The 18541-nt window shown below is 70.3% G+C and carries 16 protein-coding genes; 11 read left to right on the forward strand and 5 right to left on the reverse strand.

Going from position 1 to position 18541, the window contains the following annotated elements:
* Nucleotides 1-59: 59 nt before the first annotated feature.
* The 3 genes from ACFQ6S_RS03265 to rhaI form a co-directional block, all read right to left on the reverse strand.
* The gene (locus ACFQ6S_RS03265) at nucleotides 60-1508 is read right to left on the reverse strand and encodes a rhamnulokinase family protein (protein ID WP_383402677.1); all 1449 of its coding nucleotides are present in this window, start codon (nucleotides 1506-1508) and stop codon (nucleotides 60-62) included.
* Complete coding sequence (locus tag ACFQ6S_RS03270; protein WP_383402680.1) at nucleotides 1505-3544, reverse strand: bifunctional aldolase/short-chain dehydrogenase; 2040 nt, start codon at nucleotides 3542-3544, stop codon at nucleotides 1505-1507. The genes ACFQ6S_RS03265 and ACFQ6S_RS03270 overlap by 4 nt, the downstream gene beginning before the upstream one ends.
* A 112-nt stretch (nucleotides 3545-3656) precedes the next feature.
* The gene (rhaI, locus tag ACFQ6S_RS03275) at nucleotides 3657-4817 is read right to left on the reverse strand and encodes an L-rhamnose isomerase (protein WP_383402683.1); all 1161 of its coding nucleotides are present in this window, start codon (nucleotides 4815-4817) and stop codon (nucleotides 3657-3659) included.
* A gap of 295 nt (nucleotides 4818-5112) precedes the next feature.
* Here rhaI and ACFQ6S_RS03280 point away from each other — a divergent pair, with 295 nt between their 5' ends.
* The 10 genes from ACFQ6S_RS03280 to sigJ all read left to right on the forward strand — a co-directional run bounded on the left by ACFQ6S_RS03280 (nucleotide 5113) and on the right by sigJ (nucleotide 15848).
* On the forward strand, nucleotides 5113-6630 hold the full coding sequence (locus ACFQ6S_RS03280) for a sugar ABC transporter ATP-binding protein (protein WP_383402686.1): 1518 nt from the start codon (nucleotides 5113-5115) through the stop codon (nucleotides 6628-6630).
* Entirely contained in the window at nucleotides 6627-7667 is a 1041-nt protein-coding gene (locus tag ACFQ6S_RS03285) for an ABC transporter permease (protein WP_383402689.1), read from the forward strand. The genes ACFQ6S_RS03280 and ACFQ6S_RS03285 overlap by 4 nt, the downstream gene beginning before the upstream one ends.
* Nucleotides 7660-8634 (forward strand): ABC transporter permease, encoded by a 975-nt coding sequence (locus ACFQ6S_RS03290; protein WP_383402692.1) that lies wholly within the window; start codon nucleotides 7660-7662, stop codon nucleotides 8632-8634. The genes ACFQ6S_RS03285 and ACFQ6S_RS03290 overlap by 8 nt, the downstream gene beginning before the upstream one ends.
* 103 nt (nucleotides 8635-8737) lie before the next feature.
* The gene (gene rhaS, locus ACFQ6S_RS03295; protein WP_383402695.1) at nucleotides 8738-9817 is read left to right on the forward strand and encodes a rhamnose ABC transporter substrate-binding protein; all 1080 of its coding nucleotides are present in this window, start codon (nucleotides 8738-8740) and stop codon (nucleotides 9815-9817) included.
* A 17-nt stretch (nucleotides 9818-9834) separates the two neighbouring features.
* A complete protein-coding gene (locus ACFQ6S_RS03300; protein ID WP_383402698.1) occupies nucleotides 9835-10155 on the forward strand; it encodes an L-rhamnose mutarotase in 321 nt (106 codons plus the stop codon).
* A gap of 50 nt (nucleotides 10156-10205) precedes the next feature.
* A complete protein-coding gene (locus tag ACFQ6S_RS03305; RefSeq protein ID WP_383402701.1) occupies nucleotides 10206-11636 on the forward strand; it encodes a BNR repeat-containing protein in 1431 nt (476 codons plus the stop codon).
* Nucleotides 11637-11720: 84 nt separating this feature from the next.
* Complete coding sequence (locus ACFQ6S_RS03310) at nucleotides 11721-12746, forward strand: LacI family DNA-binding transcriptional regulator (protein WP_383402704.1); 1026 nt, start codon at nucleotides 11721-11723, stop codon at nucleotides 12744-12746.
* Nucleotides 12747-12847: 101 nt separating this feature from the next.
* Nucleotides 12848-14149, forward strand: a complete 1302-nt coding sequence (locus ACFQ6S_RS03315; RefSeq protein WP_383402707.1) for an alpha/beta fold hydrolase — start codon at nucleotides 12848-12850, stop codon at nucleotides 14147-14149.
* Between the two features lie 28 nt (nucleotides 14150-14177).
* The gene (locus ACFQ6S_RS03320; protein WP_383402710.1) at nucleotides 14178-14921 is read left to right on the forward strand and encodes a PIG-L deacetylase family protein; all 744 of its coding nucleotides are present in this window, start codon (nucleotides 14178-14180) and stop codon (nucleotides 14919-14921) included.
* Nucleotides 14922-14951: 30 nt separating this feature from the next.
* Entirely contained in the window at nucleotides 14952-15848 is an 897-nt protein-coding gene (gene sigJ / locus ACFQ6S_RS03325; RefSeq protein WP_383402713.1) for an RNA polymerase sigma factor SigJ, read from the forward strand.
* Between the two features lies 1 nt (nucleotide 15849).
* On the opposite strand, the gene ACFQ6S_RS03330 is transcribed toward sigJ, so the two are convergent.
* The gene (locus ACFQ6S_RS03330; RefSeq protein ID WP_383402716.1) at nucleotides 15850-16044 is read right to left on the reverse strand and encodes a DUF5999 family protein; all 195 of its coding nucleotides are present in this window, start codon (nucleotides 16042-16044) and stop codon (nucleotides 15850-15852) included.
* A gap of 158 nt (nucleotides 16045-16202) precedes the next feature.
* On the opposite strand from ACFQ6S_RS03330, the gene ACFQ6S_RS03335 reads away from it, so the two are divergent.
* Entirely contained in the window at nucleotides 16203-17033 is an 831-nt protein-coding gene (locus tag ACFQ6S_RS03335; RefSeq protein ID WP_383402719.1) for a pentapeptide repeat-containing protein, read from the forward strand.
* On the opposite strand, the gene ACFQ6S_RS03340 is transcribed toward ACFQ6S_RS03335, so the two are convergent.
* Nucleotides 16995-18506: a cytochrome P450 gene (locus ACFQ6S_RS03340; protein WP_383402722.1), complete on the reverse strand. Its 1512-nt coding sequence runs from the start codon at nucleotides 18504-18506 to the stop codon at nucleotides 16995-16997. The genes ACFQ6S_RS03335 and ACFQ6S_RS03340 overlap by 39 nt on opposite strands.
* Nucleotides 18507-18541: the final 35 nt, after the last annotated feature.

The following is an 18541-nucleotide window of genomic DNA, read 5'->3' on the forward strand; positions in this document are numbered from 1 at the left end:
TGATCGATCATCGGATGAGTGCAGCGTAATGCGGCGGCGCGGCCGGGGGGAGACCCCGATCAGCCTCGGGCGAGCCGGGTCTCCGCCTCGCGCCAGCGATCGGTGTCCCCTTGGGGCTCGTACCGGGTCAGCGGCTGCGTACGGGCGAGCAGGCGCCGCCCGTCGGCGAGATCCCCGACCAGCCCGTGGGCACGCGCCTGGACGAGGACGTTGCCGAGCGCGGCGGCCTCGGCCGGACCGGCCATCACCGGCAGCCCGCAGGCATCGGCGGTCAGCTGGCACAGCAGGGCGTTGCGCGTACCGCCTCCGACGACATGTACGACGTCGACGGGATGGCCGGCCAGCGCCTGTGCGTCCCGGACGGCCCGGCGGTGGGCGAGGGCGAGCGAGTCGAGGATGCAGCGCGTGATCTCGGCGGGCGAGACGGGTACCGGCTGCCCCGAGACACCGCACGCCTCGGCGATCCGCTCCGGCATCCGCCCCGGCGGGAGAAACGCCGGGTCCCCCGCGTCCACGACCGACCGCAGCGCCGGCGCCTCGGCCGCCGCCGGCAGCAGAGCGCTCAGGTCGGGGTCCCCCCAAGCCCGTAGGCACTCCTGGAGCAGCCACAGCCCCATGATGTTCCGCAGATACCGGACCGTGCCGTCCAGCCCCAGCTCATTGGTGAAGTTGGCGGCCCGGCTCTCCTCGCTGAGCACGGGCGCGTCCAGCTCCAGCCCCGCAAGCGACCAGGTGCCGGTGCAGATGTACGCGAACCGCTCGCCGTCGGCCGGAACGGCGGCCACGGCCGAGGCGGTGTCGTGCGACCCGACCGCCGTCACCGGCACCGGCCCGCCGAGCCCGGTCTCCTCCAGCACCTCGCCGCGCAGCAGCCCCGCCGGATCGCCGGGCTGCCTGAGCGGCGCGAACAGGCCGAGGTCGATGCTGAGCCGGGAGGCGATGCCGTACGACCAGTCGCGCGTGCGGGGATCGATGAGCTGGGTGGTGGAGGCGTTGGTGAGCTCGGTGCCCTGCTCGCCCGTGAGCCAGTACGTCAGAAGGTCGGGGATGAGCAAGAGCCGCTCGGCGTACGCCAGTTGGGAGGACTCGCGCGCCGCGGTCAACTGGTACAGGGTGTTGAAGGGCGCGTACTGCAACCCGGTCGCGGCATACAGCTCCGCCGCGGGGACGGTCGCCCACACCTTCTCCGCGACCCCTTCCGTCCGGGGGTCCCGGTAGTGCACGGGGTTGCCGAGCAGCGCCCCGTCCGCGTCTAGCAGTCCGTAGTCGACGGCCCAGCTGTCGATCCCGACGGAGTCGACCTGCCCCGCCGCCCTGAGCCCCTCCAGCACCCCCGCGTACAGCCCGAGCACATCCCAGCGCAGCCCCTCGGGCACCCGGACGGGCCGGTTCACGAAGCGGTGTGCCTCGGTCAGCTCCAGAGCGTCGGGGCCGACGCGGCCGACCATGACACGCCCGCTGGACGCGCCGAGGTCGACCGCGGCGTACGACTTCACGTCCCTGCTCATCGCAGGAAGGCGGCCGCGACACCGGCGTCGACCGGGATGTGCAGCCCGGTGGTGTGCGTCAGGTCCCCGCCGGTCAGGGCGAAGACGGCGTTCGCGACGTGCTCGGGCAGCACCTCCCGCTTGAGGATGGTCCGCTGGGCGTAGAACTCACCCAGCTTCGCCTCCTCGACGCCGTACACGGCGGCGCGCTTGGCACCCCAACCGCCGGCGAAGATGCCCGACCCGCGCACGACACCGTCCGGGTTGATCCCGTTGACGCGGATGCCGTGCTCGCCCAACTCGGCGGCCAGCAGCCGTACCTGATGGGCCTGGTCCGCCTTGGTGGCGCCGTACGCGATGTTGTTGGGACCGGCGAACACGCCGTTCTTGGAGGCGATGTAGACGATGTCGCCGCCCACCCCCTGCGCGATCATGACGCGAGCCGCCTCCCGCGACACGAGGAAGGAACCGCGCGCCATGATGTCGTGCTGCAGGTCCCAGTCCCTGGCCGAGGTCTCGAGGAGCGGCTTGGAGATGGAGATCCCGGCGTTGTTGACGACGAGATCGACCCCGCCGAACGCCAGCAAGGCCGCCTTGAAGGCGTCGGCGATCTGCTCCTCGGAAGTGACGTCCACGGTCGCGGCGACGGCCTTGTCGGGACCGCCCAGTTCCGCGGCGACGGCCTGGGCGTTCTCGGCGTCGAGATCCGCGACCACGACACACGCGCCCTCCGCGACGAGCCGACGCGCGATGGCCTTCCCGATCCCGCTGCCCGCGCCGGTCACCAGCGCGATCCGGGTCGCGAGCGGCTTGGGCCTCGGCATCCGCTGCAGCTTGGCCTCTTCGAGCGCCCAGTACTCGATCCGGAACTTCTCCGACTCCTCGATGGGCGCGTATGCGGAGACGGCCTCGGCTCCCCGCATCACGTTGATGGCGTTGACGTAGAACTCGCCGGCGACCCGGGCGGTCTGCTTGTCCCTGCCGAAGCTGAACATGCCGACGCCCGGCACCAGCACGATCGCCGGGTCGGCGCCACGCATGGCGGGGGAGTCGGGCAGGGCGTGCCGCCGGTAGTAGGCGGCGTACTCCTCGCGGTACTCGGCGTGCAGCTCCTGCAACCGCGCCACGGCGTCCTCCAGCGCAGCGGTCGGCGGCAGATCCAGCACCAGCGGGCGCACCTTGGTCCGCAGGAAGTGATCCGGGCACGACGTACCGAGTGCGGCGAGCCGCGGATGATCGGCGCGGGCCAGGAACTCGAGCACGACCTCGGAGTCATGGAAGTGCCCGACCTGAGCCCTGTCCTGCGAGGCGAGTGCCCGCACATACGGCGCCAGCGCGGCGGCCCGCTCCCTGCGCCCGGCCTCGGGCAGCGCCCCGTACCCCTCGATGACGGGTCCGAAGGGCTCGGCCTTCCCCTTCTCCACCAGGAACGCCTCGGCGGTCCGGATGATGTGCAGCGAGTTGCGCTCGCACTCCTCGGAGGTGTCGCCCCAGGCGGTGATCCCGTGCCCACCGAGAACGCACCCGACGGCCTGCGGATTGGCCTCCTTGACGGCCGCGATGTCGAGCCCGAGCTGGAAGCCTGGCCTCCGCCAGGGCACCCACACCACGGTGTCCCCGAAACACTCGGCGGTCAGCTTCTCCCCGTCGGCCGCGCAGGCGAGCGCGATGCCGGAGTCCGGGTGCAGATGATCGACGTGCGCCGCTTCGACGAGCCCGTGCATGGCGGTGTCGATGGACGGAGCCGCCCCGCCCTTCCCATGCAGGCAGTAGTCGAAGGCGGCGACCATCTCGTCCTCGCGCTCGACGCCGGGGTAGACGTCGACGAGCGCCCGCATACGGTCCAGCCGCAGCACGGCCAGCCCGCCCTCGGTGAGCGTGCCGAGATCACCCCCGGACCCCTTCACCCACATCAGCTCGACGTCACCACCGGTGACGGGATCGGTGTCAATGCCCTTGGCGGAGGCGTTGCCCCCGGCGTAGTTGGTGTTACGCGGATCAGCGCCGAGCCGATGGGACCGGGCGAGGAGGGCGGCGGCTTCGGAATGGGTTGCCATGAACTTCCAGTCCTTACGAGAGAGGGGGAGTGCATTTACCTAGGGGCGCGGGGAACCGCGCGACCAGCCACATCGGGCCCGCAGTCCGCAGCCAACAAATCGCGGCAGACGCTTACGCCCCCCACCCGGCCTGCTGCCCACCCACCCGCTCGGCCACGATCCTCTCGGCCCACCCGGACCGCCGATACGCACCCATGGGATCGGCATCGAGCCCCATCTCTTCGCGCACCTCGGCCAGCAACGGCCGCACATCCGTGTTGTACGCATCCATGAGCACCGCATTCGCGCCCAGCACATCACCGGAGGCCTGCGCCTCGGCCAACGCGGACCGGTCGACCAGCAGCGCTTTCGCCGTGGCCTCCTGCACATTCATCACCGACCGGATGATCGCCGGGATCTTCGCCTCGATGTTGTGGCACTGATCGAGCATGAACGCCACGTCGGAGGTGAACCCACCCCCACGCACGACCTCGTACATGATCCGGAACAACTGGAACGGGTCGGCCGCCCCCACCATCAGGTCGTCGTCCGCATAGAACCGCGAGTTGAAGTCGAACCCCCCGAGCTTCCCCTCCCGCAGCAGGGTCGCGACGATGAACTCGATGTTGGTGCCCGGCGCGTGATGCCCGGTGTCCACCACGACCTGCGCCTTCGGCCCGAGCTTCAGACAGTGCGCATACGCCGTCCCCCAGTCCGGCACATCCGTCGCGTAGAAGGCCGGCTCGAAGAACTTGTACTCCAGCAGCATCCGCTGCCCGTCACCCAGCCGCTCATACACCTCGGAGAGGCCCTCGGCGAGCCGGTCCTGACGTCCCCGGATGTCGTCCTGCCCGGGGTAGTTCGTGCCGTCCGCGAACCACAGCTTCAGGTCCCGCGAGCCGGTCGCGTCCATGATGTCGACGCACTCCAGCAGATGATCGAGCGCCTTGCGCCGCACCGCCGCATCCGGATGACAGATGCTGCCGAGCTTGTAGTCGTCGTCCTGGAAGGTGTTGGAGTTGATCGCCCCCAGCTTCACCCCGCGCTCCTCGGCGTGCTTGGCCAGCGCCGAGTAGTCGTCGACCTTGTCCCAGGGGATGTGCAGGGCGACGGTCGGGGCCACGCCGGTGAAGGCGTGCACCTGAGCGGCGTCGTCCAACTTCTCCCGCGGTGTGCGGGGAACGCCCGGCTGCGCGAACACCTTGAACCGCGTCCCCGAGTTCGCGTACGCCCACGACGGCGTTTCGACGGCCTGGGTCTTGAGTGCGGCCTTCACCGCGGCGAGCTCGGTCACTTCAGGGCTCCTGTGACGTCGGGAACGGAAGACGGACGGCGGACGGACGGTGGACGTCTGAAACGCTTCACTGTGAAACGATTCAAGACGGGAACGTATGGGCCTCCCGAAGGGGTGTCAAGCCCCGTGACCAAGGCTGTTGTGTGTGACTCCGCCGTGACCTTCGTTCATCGAAACTTTTTCGACACGGACCCATTGACGTGACATCGGCTCCATGTCTAACGTCCCGGCAACCAAGTTGAAACCTTTCACGACGCCGAGTGGCCCGTCCTGCCGGTGTCGTCGAGGAGCCCCCATGACCCACCCGTCCACCACGGGTACGGCCCCGGTTCTGGCGCTCAGGGACGTCTCCAAGTCCTTCGGCGCGGTCCGCGCCCTGCGGGACGTCTCCCTGGAGCTGTTCCCCGGGGAGGTGCACGCCCTCGCCGGCGAGAACGGCGCGGGCAAGTCGACCCTGATCAAGACGCTCGCCGGCGTGCACCGGCCCGACGCGGGCCAGGTGCTGCTCGACGGCTCGCCCGTCGCCTTCCACGGCCCCGGCGACGCCCGCGACGCCGGCATCGCCGTGATCTACCAGGAGCCGACCCTCTTCCCCGACCTGTCGATCGCCGAGAACATCTTCATGGGCCGCCGGGCGCGACGCGGTCTCGGCCGGATCGACCACAAGGCCACGCACGCCGCGACCCTGGCCCTGATGCGGCGCCTCGGCGTCGAACTCGACCCCGACCGCCCGGCGCGCGGGCTGTCCATCGCCGACCAGCAGATCGTCGAGATCGCCAAGGCGCTCTCCTTCGACGCCCGCGTCCTGATCATGGACGAGCCGACCGCCGCCCTGACCGGCAGCGAGGTCGCCCGTCTCTTCGGCGTCGTACGCACCCTGCGCGAGCAGGGCGCCGCCGTTCTGTTCATCTCCCACCGGCTGGAGGAGATCTTCCGGATCTGCCAACGGGTCACGACTCTGCGCGACGGTGTCTGGATCGCCAGTGAAGCGCTGGACGGCATGACCGAGGACGACCTCGTGCGCCGGATGGTCGGCCGTGACCTCGACGAGCTGTACCCCAAGCAGGACGTGAAGCCCGGTGAAGTCGCCCTCAGAGTCCGCCGGTTGACTCGTGAGGGCGTCTTCACCGACGTCTCCTTCGACGTACGGCGCGGCGAGATCGTCGGCCTCGCCGGGCTCGTCGGCGCGGGCCGCACCGAAGTCGCGCGAGCCGTGTTCGGCATCGACCGCTGGGACGCCGGCGAGGTCACCGTCGGCGGCAAGGCGCTGACCAATGGAGCCCCCTCCACCGCCATGGCCTGCGGACTCGCCCTCGTCCCCGAGGACCGGCGCGCCCAGGGCCTGGTGATGGACATGTCCATCGAGCGCAACATCGGCCTCACCGGACTGCGTACGACCGTCAGGGCCGGGCTGATGGACCGCGGCGCCGAACGCAGCCGCTCCCTCGACTGGGCCGTCAAGCTCCAGGTCAAGTACGCCCGGATCGCCGACACCGTCAACACCCTGTCCGGCGGCAACCAGCAGAAGGTCGTCCTCGCCAAGTGGCTGGCCACCGGCCCCAAGGTGCTGATCGTCGACGAGCCCACCCGCGGCATCGACGTCGGCACGAAGGCCGAAGTGCACCGGCTGCTCAGCGAGTTGGCAGCCGACGGCGTGGCCGTCCTGATGATCTCCTCCGACCTGCCCGAGATCCTCGGCATGGCCGACCGTGTGCTCGTGATGCACGAGGGCCGCCTCACCGCCGAGATCCCGCGCTCCGAAGCCACCGAGGAAACCGTGATGGCCGCAGCCACCGGGAGGGCCGCCGCATGACGGTCGTCACGCCCAAAGAGGCTCCCGTGACCGACGTACCCAAGTCCAGCGGCACCCGCCTCGTCGACCGCGTCTTCAAGATGCGCGAACTCGCCATCCTGGTCGTCTTCGTGGTGATGATCGTCGTCACCCAGCTGGGCAACAGCCAGTTCCTCACCGAGCAGGGCATCAAGGACCTGCTCCTCAACGCGACGATCCTCGTCCTGGTCGCCACCGGCCAGTCCCTCGTGGTGATCACGAGGAACGTCGACCTGTCGGTCGGCTCGACGCTCGGCATCAGCGCCTTCGCCGCCGGCACCTACCTCCAGGGCGGCGGGAACTCCGTCGTCGCCGTGCTCCTGGCGGTCCTCATGGGCATCGGCTTCGGTCTGCTGAACGGCCTCCTCGTCAGCCTCGGCCAGGTGCCCGCGCTCGTCGTCACCCTCGGCACGCTCTACATCATCCGCGGCATCGACTCCATCTGGGTCGGCTCCCGCCAGATCACCGCGGCCGACCTCCCGGACGGCTTCGTCGACTTCGGCTCCTCCGGCATCTCCGCGGTGCCGTGGCTGGCGATGATCGCCCTCGCCGTCCTGGTCGCCACGGCGTACTACCTCAAGCACTTCGGCAGCGGACGCGAGCTCTACGCCCTCGGCTCCAACCCGGAGGCCGCCCGCCTCGCCGGCATCCCGGTGCGCAAGCGGATCCTCGCCGCGTACACCTTCTGCGGTGCGCTGGCCGGGCTCGCGGGGGCCCTGTACCTCGCCCGGTTCGGCAACGTCGACTCCGGCACCGGCAACGGCTACGAACTCACCGTCGTCAGCGCGGTCGTGGTCGGCGGCGTCGTCTTCACCGGTGGTTCCGGCAGCGTCTACGGCGCGGCGCTCGGCGCGCTGCTGCTGACGTCCATCAACAGCGTGCTGCCCGCCCTCGGCGTCAGCTCCGTCTGGGTGCTCGCCATCAACGGCATCCTGCTCATCCTCGCCATCGCGGTCGACCGGATCGTCGCGCTGCGCGTGGCCACTGCCCTGAAGAAGAGGAACGCCCGCCATGGCTGACTTCTCGCTCGCGCGCGCCGTTCGCTGGGACACGGTGGTCGGCGCCCTCCTCATCGTCGTGCTCCTGCTGTCCTTCGGGACGGTCGATGGATTCGGGAACGCGCTCAACCTGTCGTTCCTGATCGGAAACACCCTTCCCATCGCCTTGATCGCCCTGCCCATGACGCTCCTGGTCGTCTCGGGCGAGATCGATCTCTCGGTCGCCTCGACCGCCGGGCTCTCGGGCGCCGTGATGGGCGCACTGTGGAACCAGGGCATGACGATCGAGACGATCATTCCGATCTGTCTGCTGCTCGGTGTGGTGTGCGGCCTCATCAACGGGCTGCTGGTGACCAAGCTGGGCCTGCCGTCCCTCGCTGTCACCATCGGTACCCTCGCCGCCTACCGGGGCATCGCACAGATCGTGCTCGGGTCGGACGCGGTGACCGACTTTCCGACCCAGTACCTGGACTTCGCGGCCGGACGCATCGGCGACACGTTCATTCCGTACGCCTTCCTGCCGTTCCTGGTGCTGCTGGCCATCGCCGTGGTCGTGCTGCATGCCACGCCATTCGGGCGGTCCATCTTCGCGACCGGCGCGAGTGAGGAGGCCGCGCGGTTCGCCGGGATCCGGGTCAAGCGGCAGAAGTTGATCCTGTTCACGGTGACGGGGTTGATGGCGTCGCTGACCGGGATCTTCTGGGCGCTGCACTACGCCAGCGCTCGCTATGACAACGCGACCGGTCTTGAACTGTCGGTTGTGGCCGCCGTGTTGCTCGGTGGGATCGACTTCGACGGTGGCAAGGGCACGTTGGGCGGTGCCATCGCCGGGGTGTTTCTGCTGGGGGCGTTGCAGAACGTGATGAGCCTTCAGGACGTTTCGGCGCAGTCGCAGATCGTCGTCACGGGTGTGTTGCTCGTTCTTTCCGTCCTCGGGCCGCGGGTGGCGCGGCAAGTCGCCGTTGTGCGTGCTCGATCGTCCGGCTGACCGTCGTCTGTGGCTGGTCGCGCCCGCGCGGCGGAGCCGCAAATCGATACAGCCCCGCGCCCCTTCAGGGCGCGTCCCTCAACCTCGTCCAAAGGAAACCGTCATGCGCAAGTCATCCCTCCGCCGTACCTGCGCGGCCCTCGCCGCCGTCACCTCCCTCGCCCTCGCCGCCACCGCCTGCGGCGGCACCACCAAGGAGGACGTCAAGAACGAGGGCGCCTCCGCCGCGACCGCCGGCAAGGCCGACCCGAATGCCGAGCTGAAGAAGGGGCTGACCGTCGGCTTCCTGCCGAAGCAGGTCAACAACCCCTACTTCACCTCCGCCGACAAGGGCGGCGAGGCGGCGCTGAAGGAGCTGGGCTCCAGCTACAAGGAGGTCGGGCCGTCCAGCGCGACCGACACCGCCGGGCAGGTCAGCTACGTCAACACGCTGACCCAGCAGCAGGTCGACGCGATGGCCGTCTCCGCCCAGGACCCGGGCGCCCTGTGCACCGCGCTCAAGCAGGCCATGAAGAACGGCATCAAGGTCGTCACCTACGACTCCGACACCACCGCCGACTGCCGCAACGCCTTCGTCTCGCAGGCCTCCGCCGAGGACCTCGGCCGCACCGAGGTGCAGCTGCTCGCCGAACAGATCGGCTACAAGGGCGAGATCGCGATCCTGTCCGCCGCGCAGACGGCGACGAACCAGAACGTCTGGATCGACTTCATGAAGGAGGAGCTCAAGGACCCCAAGTACAAGGACGTCAAGCTCGTCAAGGTCGCCTACGGTGACGACGACGCCCAGAAGTCCTTCCAGCAGACCCAGGGCCTGCTCCAGGAGTACCCGAACCTGAAGGGGATCATCTCCCCGACCACCGTCGGCATCAAGGCCGCCGCCCAGTACCTGTCGGGCTCCAAGTACAAGGGCAAGGTCAAGCTGACCGGCCTCGGCACCCCGAACGACATGCGCAAGTACGTCAAGAACGGCACCGTCGACGCCTTCGAGCTGTGGGACCCGGCCAAGCTCGGCGACCTGGCCGCCCGCGCCGCCGTCGCGCTGGTCTCCGGCCAGATCACCGGCAAGGAGGGCGAGACCTTCAAGGCCGGCGACACCACGTACACCATCGGCAAGGACGGCGTGATCAGCCTCGGCAAGCCCACCGTCTTCGACGCGAAGAACATCGACCAGTTCAACTTCTGACATCCGGAGGGTTGTTGATGCAGCGCGTGTGCTTCCTGCTGAAGGTCAGGGCGGACCGCCTCGACGAGTACCGCGAGCGGCACGCCGCCGTGTGGCCCGAGATGCTCGAAGCGCTCTCGGCCACCGGCTGGCACAACTACTCGCTCTTCCTGCGTGCCGACGGCCTGCTCGTCGGCTACCTGGAGACCGAGGACTTCGCAGCCGCCGTGGCCGGTATGGAAGCCACCGACGTCAACGCCCGCTGGCAGGCGGAGATGGCGCCGTTCTTCGAGGCACTGGACGGCGCCCGGCCCGACGAGGCCATGAAACCGCTCACGGAAGTGTTCCACCTGGCCTGACCCCTCCCCGTACCGCTCCTGATCCCTCGCCGACAATGGAGTCCCCCGAGATGAAGAGACGCACCCTGCTGGGCGCCGCACTCGCCGGAGCCGTCGTGACCCCTGCCCTCGCATCCGGCTCCGCCCGCGCCGCCGACCCGGGCCCGTCCCTCACCCTGACCGGCACGACCACCCTTGACACGCAGGCCATCTTCTTCGTGTCGTACGACGGACTGGTCAACAACAACGCCTTCCAGAAGAACGGCCTGTTGACCTACAAGGGCTACCAGTACGCCGTCTGGTACACCGCCGACCGAGGCGCCGTCGTGGGCCGCCGCGCGCTGGGCGCCACCACCTGGTCCACGGTCAAGGTCGGCCACACCCTGCGCTACGACGACTCCCACAACGTCATCTCCATGGGCGTCTCCAAGATCGACGGCCGCCTCCACCTCAACATGGACTCGCACAGCGACGGCTTCACCTACGTCAAGTCGGTCGCCGGGCTGATGGACAACCCCGCCGGTCTCAGCTGGACGGCGAGCCGCTTCGGCGCACCCCGGTCCACCCTGGACGGGCTCGCGCTCACCTCGCAGTTCACCTACCCGCAGTTCGTCTCGACCCCCGAGGGCAAGCTGCAGCTCAGCTACCGCGTGGCCGTCTCCGGCAACGGCCGCAACGCCCTCGCGGAGTACGACGGTTCGACCTGGACCAGCCTCGGCGAGTGGAGCAGCTCCACGGGGACGTACACCAGCGAGCACAGCTCCTCGACCGCCCGCAACATGTACCTGCACGGCATCGACTACGACCGGGGCGGGCGCCTGCACTCCTTCTTCACCTGGCGAGAGCAGAACGGCGCCGTGATGTGCTCCGGCGGCGGCATCACCAACCACGACACCGGCTATGTCTACTCCGACGACCGCGGACGCACCTGGCGCAACAACGCCGGAACCGTCGTCGGCACCACCGGCGGCTCCGACAAGGTGGCCGTCACCGACGGCGGCCTGGTGATCGACGCGCTGAACCCCGACCACTCCCTGATGAACCAGGAGAGCCAGTTCACCGACTCCGCCGGCCTGCCGCACGCGATCATCAGCTACGTCCCCGGCCGGTTCGGCCAGTGCACGACGAACTACGTCGCCGATCGCACCGCGAACGGCCGCGCCTTCCATGTGCGCAAGAACGCCTCGGGCAGCTGGCAGAAGACGGAGATCCCGGTTCCGCTGAACTCCAGCCAGCGCACCAAGCTGATCCTCGACAAGTACGACAACGCCTACGCGATCTTCCCCTTCTGCCGGATCGCCGGCGCCTCCAAGGCCTCCGGGTACACGGACTGGACCCTGCTGTACGACGGCGTCACCGCCGGTCTGAACGCCTTCGGCGAGGTCGTGATCGACGAGACGCGCGTGGGGCAGGACAACTTCCTGTCGATCATGTACCAGGAGAAGTCCAGCGGCACGACGCCGTCGGCGCTGCGTAACCTCAACTTCCGCCTGCCTGCCTGATCGCAGCCGTTGTGGGCGGCATGACGGTAATGTTCCGTCCCGCGGTCCCCACGCTTTACGAGTCTTCCTGGAGGTCCCTGACCGATGACCCAGTCGGTGGGTATCAAGGACGTCGCCCGCGCCGCCGGAGTGTCGGTCGGCACGGTCTCGAACGTCATCAACCGTCCGGACACGGTCGCGACCGAGACCCGGGCGCGGGTGCAGTCCGCGATAGACCGGCTGGGCTATGTCCGCAGCGAGTCCGCGCGCCAACTGCGTGCGGGCCGCAGCCGGATCATGGGCCTGCTCGTACTCGACATGGGCAACCCCTTCTTCGTCGACGTGGCGCGCGGAGCCGAGCGGACCGCGCGGGACGCCGGTCTCGGCGTGATGGTCTGCAACAGCGCGCAGAGCGCGAGCGAGGAGGCCGACTATCTGTCGCTCTTCGCCGAGCAGCGGGTGCGGGGCGTCCTGCTGACTCCCGCCGACGCCACCGGCCGCAACATCGAGACGTTCCGGCGGCACAACATCCCCTTCGTCCTCGTCGACCGGGTCGCCGAGGGCACCACCGAGTGCTCGGTCTCCGTCGACGACGTCGCGGGCGGCGCGCTGGCCGTGCGCCATCTCGTGGACGCCGGGCACCGCTCCATCGCCTACGTCAGCGGGCCGCCCGGCCTCAACCAGGTCCGCGACCGCCGCACCGGCGCCCTGAACGCGCTGAAGGAGGCCGGCCTCGGCCCCGAGAACCTGCGCGAACTGCCGACCGAGCGACTCGACGTCGCCGCCGGGAGGGACGCCGGCGCCCGCCTGCTGGGCCTCGCCGAGCGCCCCACCGCCGTCTTCTGCGCCAACGACCTGCTCGCCCTCGGCGTCCTCCAGGCCATGTACGCCGCGGGCGTCGGCGTCCCCGACGACCTCGCGATCGTCGGCTACGACGACATCGAGTTCGCCGCCGCCGCGGCCGTCCCCCTCACCTCCGTACGGCAGCCCGCGGTCACCATGGGCACCCTCGCGGCGGAGATGCTGCTGGAGGAGACGGAGGCGGAGACCGGGGGGAAGAGGCACGAGCACCGGCGTGTCGTGCTCCAGCCGGAGCTGGTGGTGCGGCGGTCCAGCCTCTCGGCCCGCTGATCGGCGGTTCAGTACGATTTCATGATCCCGGGGCTCGGTCGGCGGACGAACATGTGCTGAACTGGGACGCGGCCCGAAAACCATTCGTCCCGGGAGCCCTGTTGACCGTCAGCTACCGCCAGCCCGGCGTCGTCCTCACCGACCGCCACTTCACCGTGCCCCTCGACCACGAGGACCCGACCGGGGAGGCGATCGAGCTCTACGCCCGTGAGGTCGTCGCCGGCGACAAGGCACACCAGGACCTGCCGTGGCTGGTGTACCTCCAGGGCGGCCCCGGCTTCGGGGCGAACCGTTTCGTCGGCAAGGGCGCCTGGCTCGGCCGTGCGCTGAAGGAGTTCCGCGTCCTGCTGCTGGACCAGCGCGGCACCGGGCACTCCACGCCCGCCAACCGCCAGACGCTCCCGCTGCGCGGCGGCCCCGCCGCACAGGCCGAGTACCTCACGCACTTCCGCGCCGGCTCGATCGTCCGCGACTGCGAGGCGATCCGCCGCGAGGTGACCGGCGGCGCCCCCTGGACCGTCCTCGGCCAGAGCTTCGGCGGCTTCTGCACGGTCAACTACCTCTCCACCGCCCCCGAGGGCCTCACCGCCGCTGTCGTCACCGGCGGCCTGCCCTCCCTCGACGCGCACGCCGACGACGTCTACCGTGCGGCCTACCCGCGCATCGAGCGCAAGGTCGGCGCGCACTACGCCCGCTACCCGCAGGACGTCGAGCGCGCCCGCCGTATCGCCGACCACCTCCTCGCCCACGACGTGGTCCTGCCGAACGGCTACCGCCTCACCGCCGAGGCCTTCCAGTCCCTCGGCATCCTCCTCGGCGGCAGCGAGGGCAGCCACCGTCTGCACTACCTGCTGGAGAACGCGTTCGTCCGCACCCCGCAGGGCTCGGCCCTCTCCGACGCCTTCCAGGAGGAGGTCCAGGGCCTGCTGTCGTACGCGAGCCACCCGCTGTACGCCCTCGTCCACGAGGCGATCTACGGCCAGGACACCCGCCCCACCGCCTGGGCCGCCGAGCGGGTGCGCGCCGAGTTCCCGCAGTTCGACGCCGCCAAGACCCTCGCGGGCGACGGGCCGCTGCTGTTCACCGGCGAGACGATCCACCCCTGGATGTTCGACTGCGACCCGGCCCTGCGCCCGCTGCGCGAGACCGCCGAACTCCTCGCCGCCCGCACCGACTGGACGCCCCTGTACGACCCGGCACGCCTCGCCGCCAACGAGGTGCCGGCCGCCGCGGCCGTCTACCACGACGACATGTACGTCGACACCGCCCACTCCCTCGCCACCGCCCGCGCGATCCGCGGACTGCGCACCTGGGTGACGGACGAGTTCGAGCACGACGGTGTACGGGCCGGCGGCCCCCGCGTCCTGGACCGGCTGCTCGCGCTCACCCGTGACGAAGCGTGATGTCGGTGTCACGGGTTAGTGTGCGGGCATGACCGAGCCGACGATCACTCAGCTCCAGCCGATGCCGGACGACTGGCAGCGCGCGCTCGCCGTCGTCGCGCACCCGGACGACCTCGAGTACGGCTGCTCGGCGGCGATCGCCGCCTGGACCGACGCGGGCCGTGAGGTCTCCTACGTCCTGGCGACCCGCGGCGAGGCCGGGATCGACACCCTGGACCCGGCGCGATGCGCCCCGCTGCGGGAGCGCGAGCAGCGGGCCAGCGCCGCGGTCGTCGGTGTGACGGCGGTGGAGTTCCTCGACCACAAGGACGGCGTGATCGAGTACGGCACCGCCCTGCGCCGCGACATCGCCGCCGCGATCCGCCGGTACCGGCCGGAGCTGGTGATCACGCTCAACCACCGGGACACCTGGGGCGGCGTCGCCTGGAACACCCCGGACCACGTCGCCGTCGGCCGCGCCACCCTGGACGCGGCGGGCGACGCCGGCAACCGCTGGATCTTCCCGGAGCTCACCGAACAGGGCCTCGAACCGTGGAACGGCGTCCGCTGGGTCGCCGTCGCCGGTTCCAGCACACCCACGCACGCGGCCGACGCGACGCCCGGCCTGGAGCGCGCGGTGCACTCGCTGCTCGAACACCGCACCTACATCGAGGTGTTGACGGACGAGGACCCGGAGACCTACGTCCGCGGTTTCCTCACGGCGCACGCCGAGACGACGGGGGAGCGGTTCGGCGGGAAGCCGGCTGTGGCGTTCGAGCTGTTCGGCAGGTAGTCCCGACCGGCTGACGGAGGAGACGGGGGCATGGTGAAGGACACGGAACTGCTGGCGGACCGCTTCGAGGAGCACCGCGGTCGGATCAAGGCGGTCGCCTACCGCATGCTCGGCTCACTGGCCGAGGCGGAGGACGCCGTCCAGGAGACCTGGCTGAAGCTGAGCCGGACCGACGCGGACGACATCGACAATCTCGGCGGCTGGCTGACCACCGTCGTCGGCCGGGTCTGCCTGGACATGCTCCGCTCGCGCACCCGGCGCCACGAGGAGCCGCTGGACGACACCTTCGTGCCCGACCCCGTGATCCGGCCCCTGTCGCAGATCGACCCGGAACAGGAGGTGCTCCAGGCCGACTCGGTGGGCCTGGCCCTGCTGGTGGTGCTGGAGACGCTGGAGCCCGCCGAGCGGATCGCGTTCGTGCTGCACGACATGTTCTCGGTGCCCTTCGACGACATCGCGCCGATCGTGGAGCGCTCCTCGGCCGCCGCCCGGCAGCTCGCCAGCCGTGCCCGGCGCCGGGTGAAGGGCGCCACACCGTCGACCGAGCCGGATCTGGGCAGACAGCGACAGGTCCTGGACGCCTTCATGGCCGCGTCCCGGGCGGGGGACTTCGACGCCCTGCTCGCGGTCCTGGACCCCGAGGTGGTGCTGCGGGCCGACTCCGGGCCGCTGGTCCGTGGTGCGGCGGCGTCCAAGGTGGTGCGCGGCGCGAAGCCGGTGGCCGAACAGGCGCTGCTGTTCGCCCAGTTCGCGCAGCACGCAGAGTTGGTGCTGGTCAATGGGGAGATCGGAGTCGTTCACGCGCCGGAGGGGCAACCGCAGTCGGTGATGGCCGTCACCATCGCCGGTGGCCGGATCACGCACATGTACATCCTGGCCGACCCCGAGCGGCTCGACGGCCTCGAACTGCCGGAGCTGGGCGGCTGAGTCAGGCCGCCACGACCAGCGGGCCGACCGTGCGGTGCGGGCTCACCACCCGCCCGTCCGGGAGGAGCTCACCGGTGTCGTCGAAGACGATGGTGCCGTTGCACAGCAGGCTCCAGCCCTGTTCCGGGTGGGCCGACACGATCACGGCGGTGTGATGGAGCGGATGGTCGGCGGCCGGGGGCTGGTGGCTGCACATGACGTCTCCTGGGTTCCTCGATGGGGCGCTGCTCCTGCTTCCGTCGGCTTCTGTCTCAGTGATAGCCGAGCTTGTTTTCCGCTGTATGAGAGGACCCCCACAACGCCGGAAATTCATCGGTGAGTTTTCGTTCCGGGGCGGCGATTAGGCTTGACGGTATGCAAGATCACCCCGGCGACCTCAAGGACCTGCGCGGAGACTGCGCGAACTGTTTCGGGCTGTGCTGTGTCGCGCTGCCCTTCACCGCCTCGACGGACTTCGCGGTCGACAAGAACGCCGGGACGCCGTGCCGCAACCTCCAGGACGACCACCGCTGTGGCATCCACGCCCGGCTCCGGCAGAGCGGCTTCAGCGGCTGCACGGTCTACGACTGCTTCGGCGCCGGACAGAAGGTCTCGCAGATCACCTTCGCCGGGAAGGACTGGCGCACGGGCCCCGGCGAGGACGCGCGCCGGATGTTCGACGTCTTCCCGGTCGTCCGCCAGCTCCATGAACTGCTGTGGTATCTGACCGAGGCACTCACCATGCCCGCGGCCCGTCCCGTCCACACCGAGCTGCGCGCACTCCTGCGGACCACCGAGGAGCTCACGCGCCGCACTCCGCAGGAGCTGGCAGCCCTTGACGTGGCGGCGCACCGGCAGGAGGTCAACGTCCTGCTGCTGAAGACCAGCGAGCTCGCGCGGGCGGGTGTACGCGGCCGCAAGAAGGACCGCCGCGGCGCGGACCTGATGGGCGCCCGGCTCAAGGGCGCCGACCTGCGCGGCGCGAACCTGCGGGGCGCCTACCTGATCGCCGCCGACCTGACCGGAGCCGATCTGCGCGGGGCGGACCTGATCGGCGCCGACCTGCGCGACACCGACCTCACGGACGCCGATCTGACGGGCGCGTTCTTCCTGACCCAGCCCCAGCTGAACGCGGCCCGGGGCAGTGCGGGGACCCGGCTGCCCGCCTCAGTCGGCCGCCCGGTGCACTGGACAGCGGAGCTCTGAGGGCGGCTCCTCCGCGGCGGCTCCCGGCGCGGCGCCGACGGGGGAGCGGCGCTCCAGACGCAGCCGCAGCCCCTCCGGCATCAGCGTCAGCCGCTCCGTCACCCGCAGCCGGTAGGCCGGATCGGCGCCGAACTCGTACCGGCGCAGCAGCAGCCCCAGCACCAGCGTGGCCTCGTGCAGCGCGAACTGGCGCCCGATGCAGGCCCGCGCCCCCGTCCCGAACGGCTTGAAGGTGTGCGGCGCCCGCGTCCGTACGGCCTTCGGATCGAAGCGGTCCGGATCGAACCGCTCGGCGTCCGCGCCCCACACCTCGGGGTCACGGTGCAGCATCGCGGCGAGCACCAGCGCCCAGGCGCCTCGGCGCATCGGATGGGCCCCGCCGAGCACGGTGTCCTCGCGGGCCTCCCGCGCGAAGGCGGGCGCCGTCGGCCACAGCCGCAGCGACTCGTCGAGCACGCGGCGTACATAGCGAAGCCGGGCCACCTGGTCGTAGCCGGGTGTCGCGGTGTCACCCCAGACCTGGTCCACCTCGGCGCGGGCGCGGGCCGCGATCTCCGGGTGGCGCGAGAGGTAGTGCAGGGCGAAGGAGAGCGCGCCCGAGGTCGTCTCGTGGCCGGCCACCAGGAAGGTGATCACCTGCCGGCGGACGTTCTGCGCGGACAGCCGCTCGCCCGTCTCGGGATGGGCGGTCTCCAGCATCCGGTCCAGCAGGTCGCCGTCCCCGGGCCCGTTCGCCATGCGGGCGCGGACCAGGTCGTCGACCGTACGGTTGAGGTGGGCGATGTCGGCCTGGTTGCGGCGCGCGGCCCGCCGGAGCAGGAACGGCGCCGGCACGGTGTTGAGCCGCTGCGCGTAGGTGAGCGTGCCGACCATCGCCGACACGAAGGGATGCGGACGGGTCCGCTCGAAGGAGCCGAAGTCGTGCCCGAACCCGGTGCGCGCGATGGTCTCCAGGGTCAGCTTGGTCATGTCGCCGGGCACGTCCACGGCCTGGCCCGCCGCCAGTTCGCGGTCCCAGTGCTCCATCAGCCGGCCGGCCACGGACAGCATCATCGGGTGGTACGCGGACATGGCCTCACGGCTGAACCCCGGGGCGAGCACGTCGTGCGCCAACTGCCAGTTGGGCTCGTGGTTGTACGCCGTGAACAGGCCGTCCCCGACGACCGGCCGCAGATTGGCGATGCCGAGCCCGACATGCTTGGCGAAGCGGGACTCGTCCGCCATGTCGGCCGCGAGCGCGGCGCCCCACACGAACACGAACTCCTTGTCGAACGCCCGGCGCCGGAAGATCGGTCCCAGCTCCCGGGCGAACCGCAGGGAGTCCTGCAGCGGCGTGACCCTGCTCGCGCCCAGCACATCGCCGAGCAGCGGGAGCCGGTGCGGGGGATGCGGTATGCGGAACAGCTCCGGCCAGCCCTGCTCGGCGCTCCGGAATCCCTTGGGCAGTGCGGTCCCGGTCATCGTCTCCGCCATGACGCGATCTCCCTTGCACCAGCGGCAGGTTGAGC

The sequence above is a fragment of the Streptomyces sp. NPDC056479 genome (genome assembly GCF_042795335.1).
Taxonomy (GTDB): domain Bacteria; phylum Actinomycetota; class Actinomycetes; order Streptomycetales; family Streptomycetaceae; genus Streptomyces.

What these genes read in the sequence shown, in the direction of transcription:
- ACFQ6S_RS03335 (WP_383402719.1), top strand. Translation starts at nt 16,203, where the DNA reads ATGCAAGATCACCCCGGCGACCTCAAGGACCTGCGCGGAGACTGCGCG.
- sigJ (WP_383402713.1), top strand. Translation starts at nt 14,952, where the DNA reads ATGGTGAAGGACACGGAACTGCTGGCGGACCGCTTCGAGGAGCACCGC.
- rhaS (WP_383402695.1), top strand. Translation starts at nt 8,738, where the DNA reads ATGCGCAAGTCATCCCTCCGCCGTACCTGCGCGGCCCTCGCCGCCGTC.
- ACFQ6S_RS03340 (WP_383402722.1), bottom strand. Translation starts at nt 18,506, where the DNA reads ATGGCGGAGACGATGACCGGGACCGCACTGCCCAAGGGATTCCGGAGC.
- ACFQ6S_RS03285 (WP_383402689.1), top strand. Translation starts at nt 6,627, where the DNA reads ATGACGGTCGTCACGCCCAAAGAGGCTCCCGTGACCGACGTACCCAAG.
- ACFQ6S_RS03270 (WP_383402680.1), bottom strand. Translation starts at nt 3,544, where the DNA reads ATGGCAACCCATTCCGAAGCCGCCGCCCTCCTCGCCCGGTCCCATCGG.
- ACFQ6S_RS03330 (WP_383402716.1), bottom strand. Translation starts at nt 16,044, where the DNA reads ATGTGCAGCCACCAGCCCCCGGCCGCCGACCATCCGCTCCATCACACC.
- ACFQ6S_RS03305 (WP_383402701.1), top strand. Translation starts at nt 10,206, where the DNA reads ATGAAGAGACGCACCCTGCTGGGCGCCGCACTCGCCGGAGCCGTCGTG.
- ACFQ6S_RS03280 (WP_383402686.1), top strand. Translation starts at nt 5,113, where the DNA reads ATGACCCACCCGTCCACCACGGGTACGGCCCCGGTTCTGGCGCTCAGG.
- ACFQ6S_RS03320 (WP_383402710.1), top strand. Translation starts at nt 14,178, where the DNA reads ATGACCGAGCCGACGATCACTCAGCTCCAGCCGATGCCGGACGACTGG.
- ACFQ6S_RS03290 (WP_383402692.1), top strand. Translation starts at nt 7,660, where the DNA reads ATGGCTGACTTCTCGCTCGCGCGCGCCGTTCGCTGGGACACGGTGGTC.
- ACFQ6S_RS03300 (WP_383402698.1), top strand. Translation starts at nt 9,835, where the DNA reads ATGCAGCGCGTGTGCTTCCTGCTGAAGGTCAGGGCGGACCGCCTCGAC.
- ACFQ6S_RS03265 (WP_383402677.1), bottom strand. Translation starts at nt 1,508, where the DNA reads ATGAGCAGGGACGTGAAGTCGTACGCCGCGGTCGACCTCGGCGCGTCC.
- ACFQ6S_RS03310 (WP_383402704.1), top strand. Translation starts at nt 11,721, where the DNA reads ATGACCCAGTCGGTGGGTATCAAGGACGTCGCCCGCGCCGCCGGAGTG.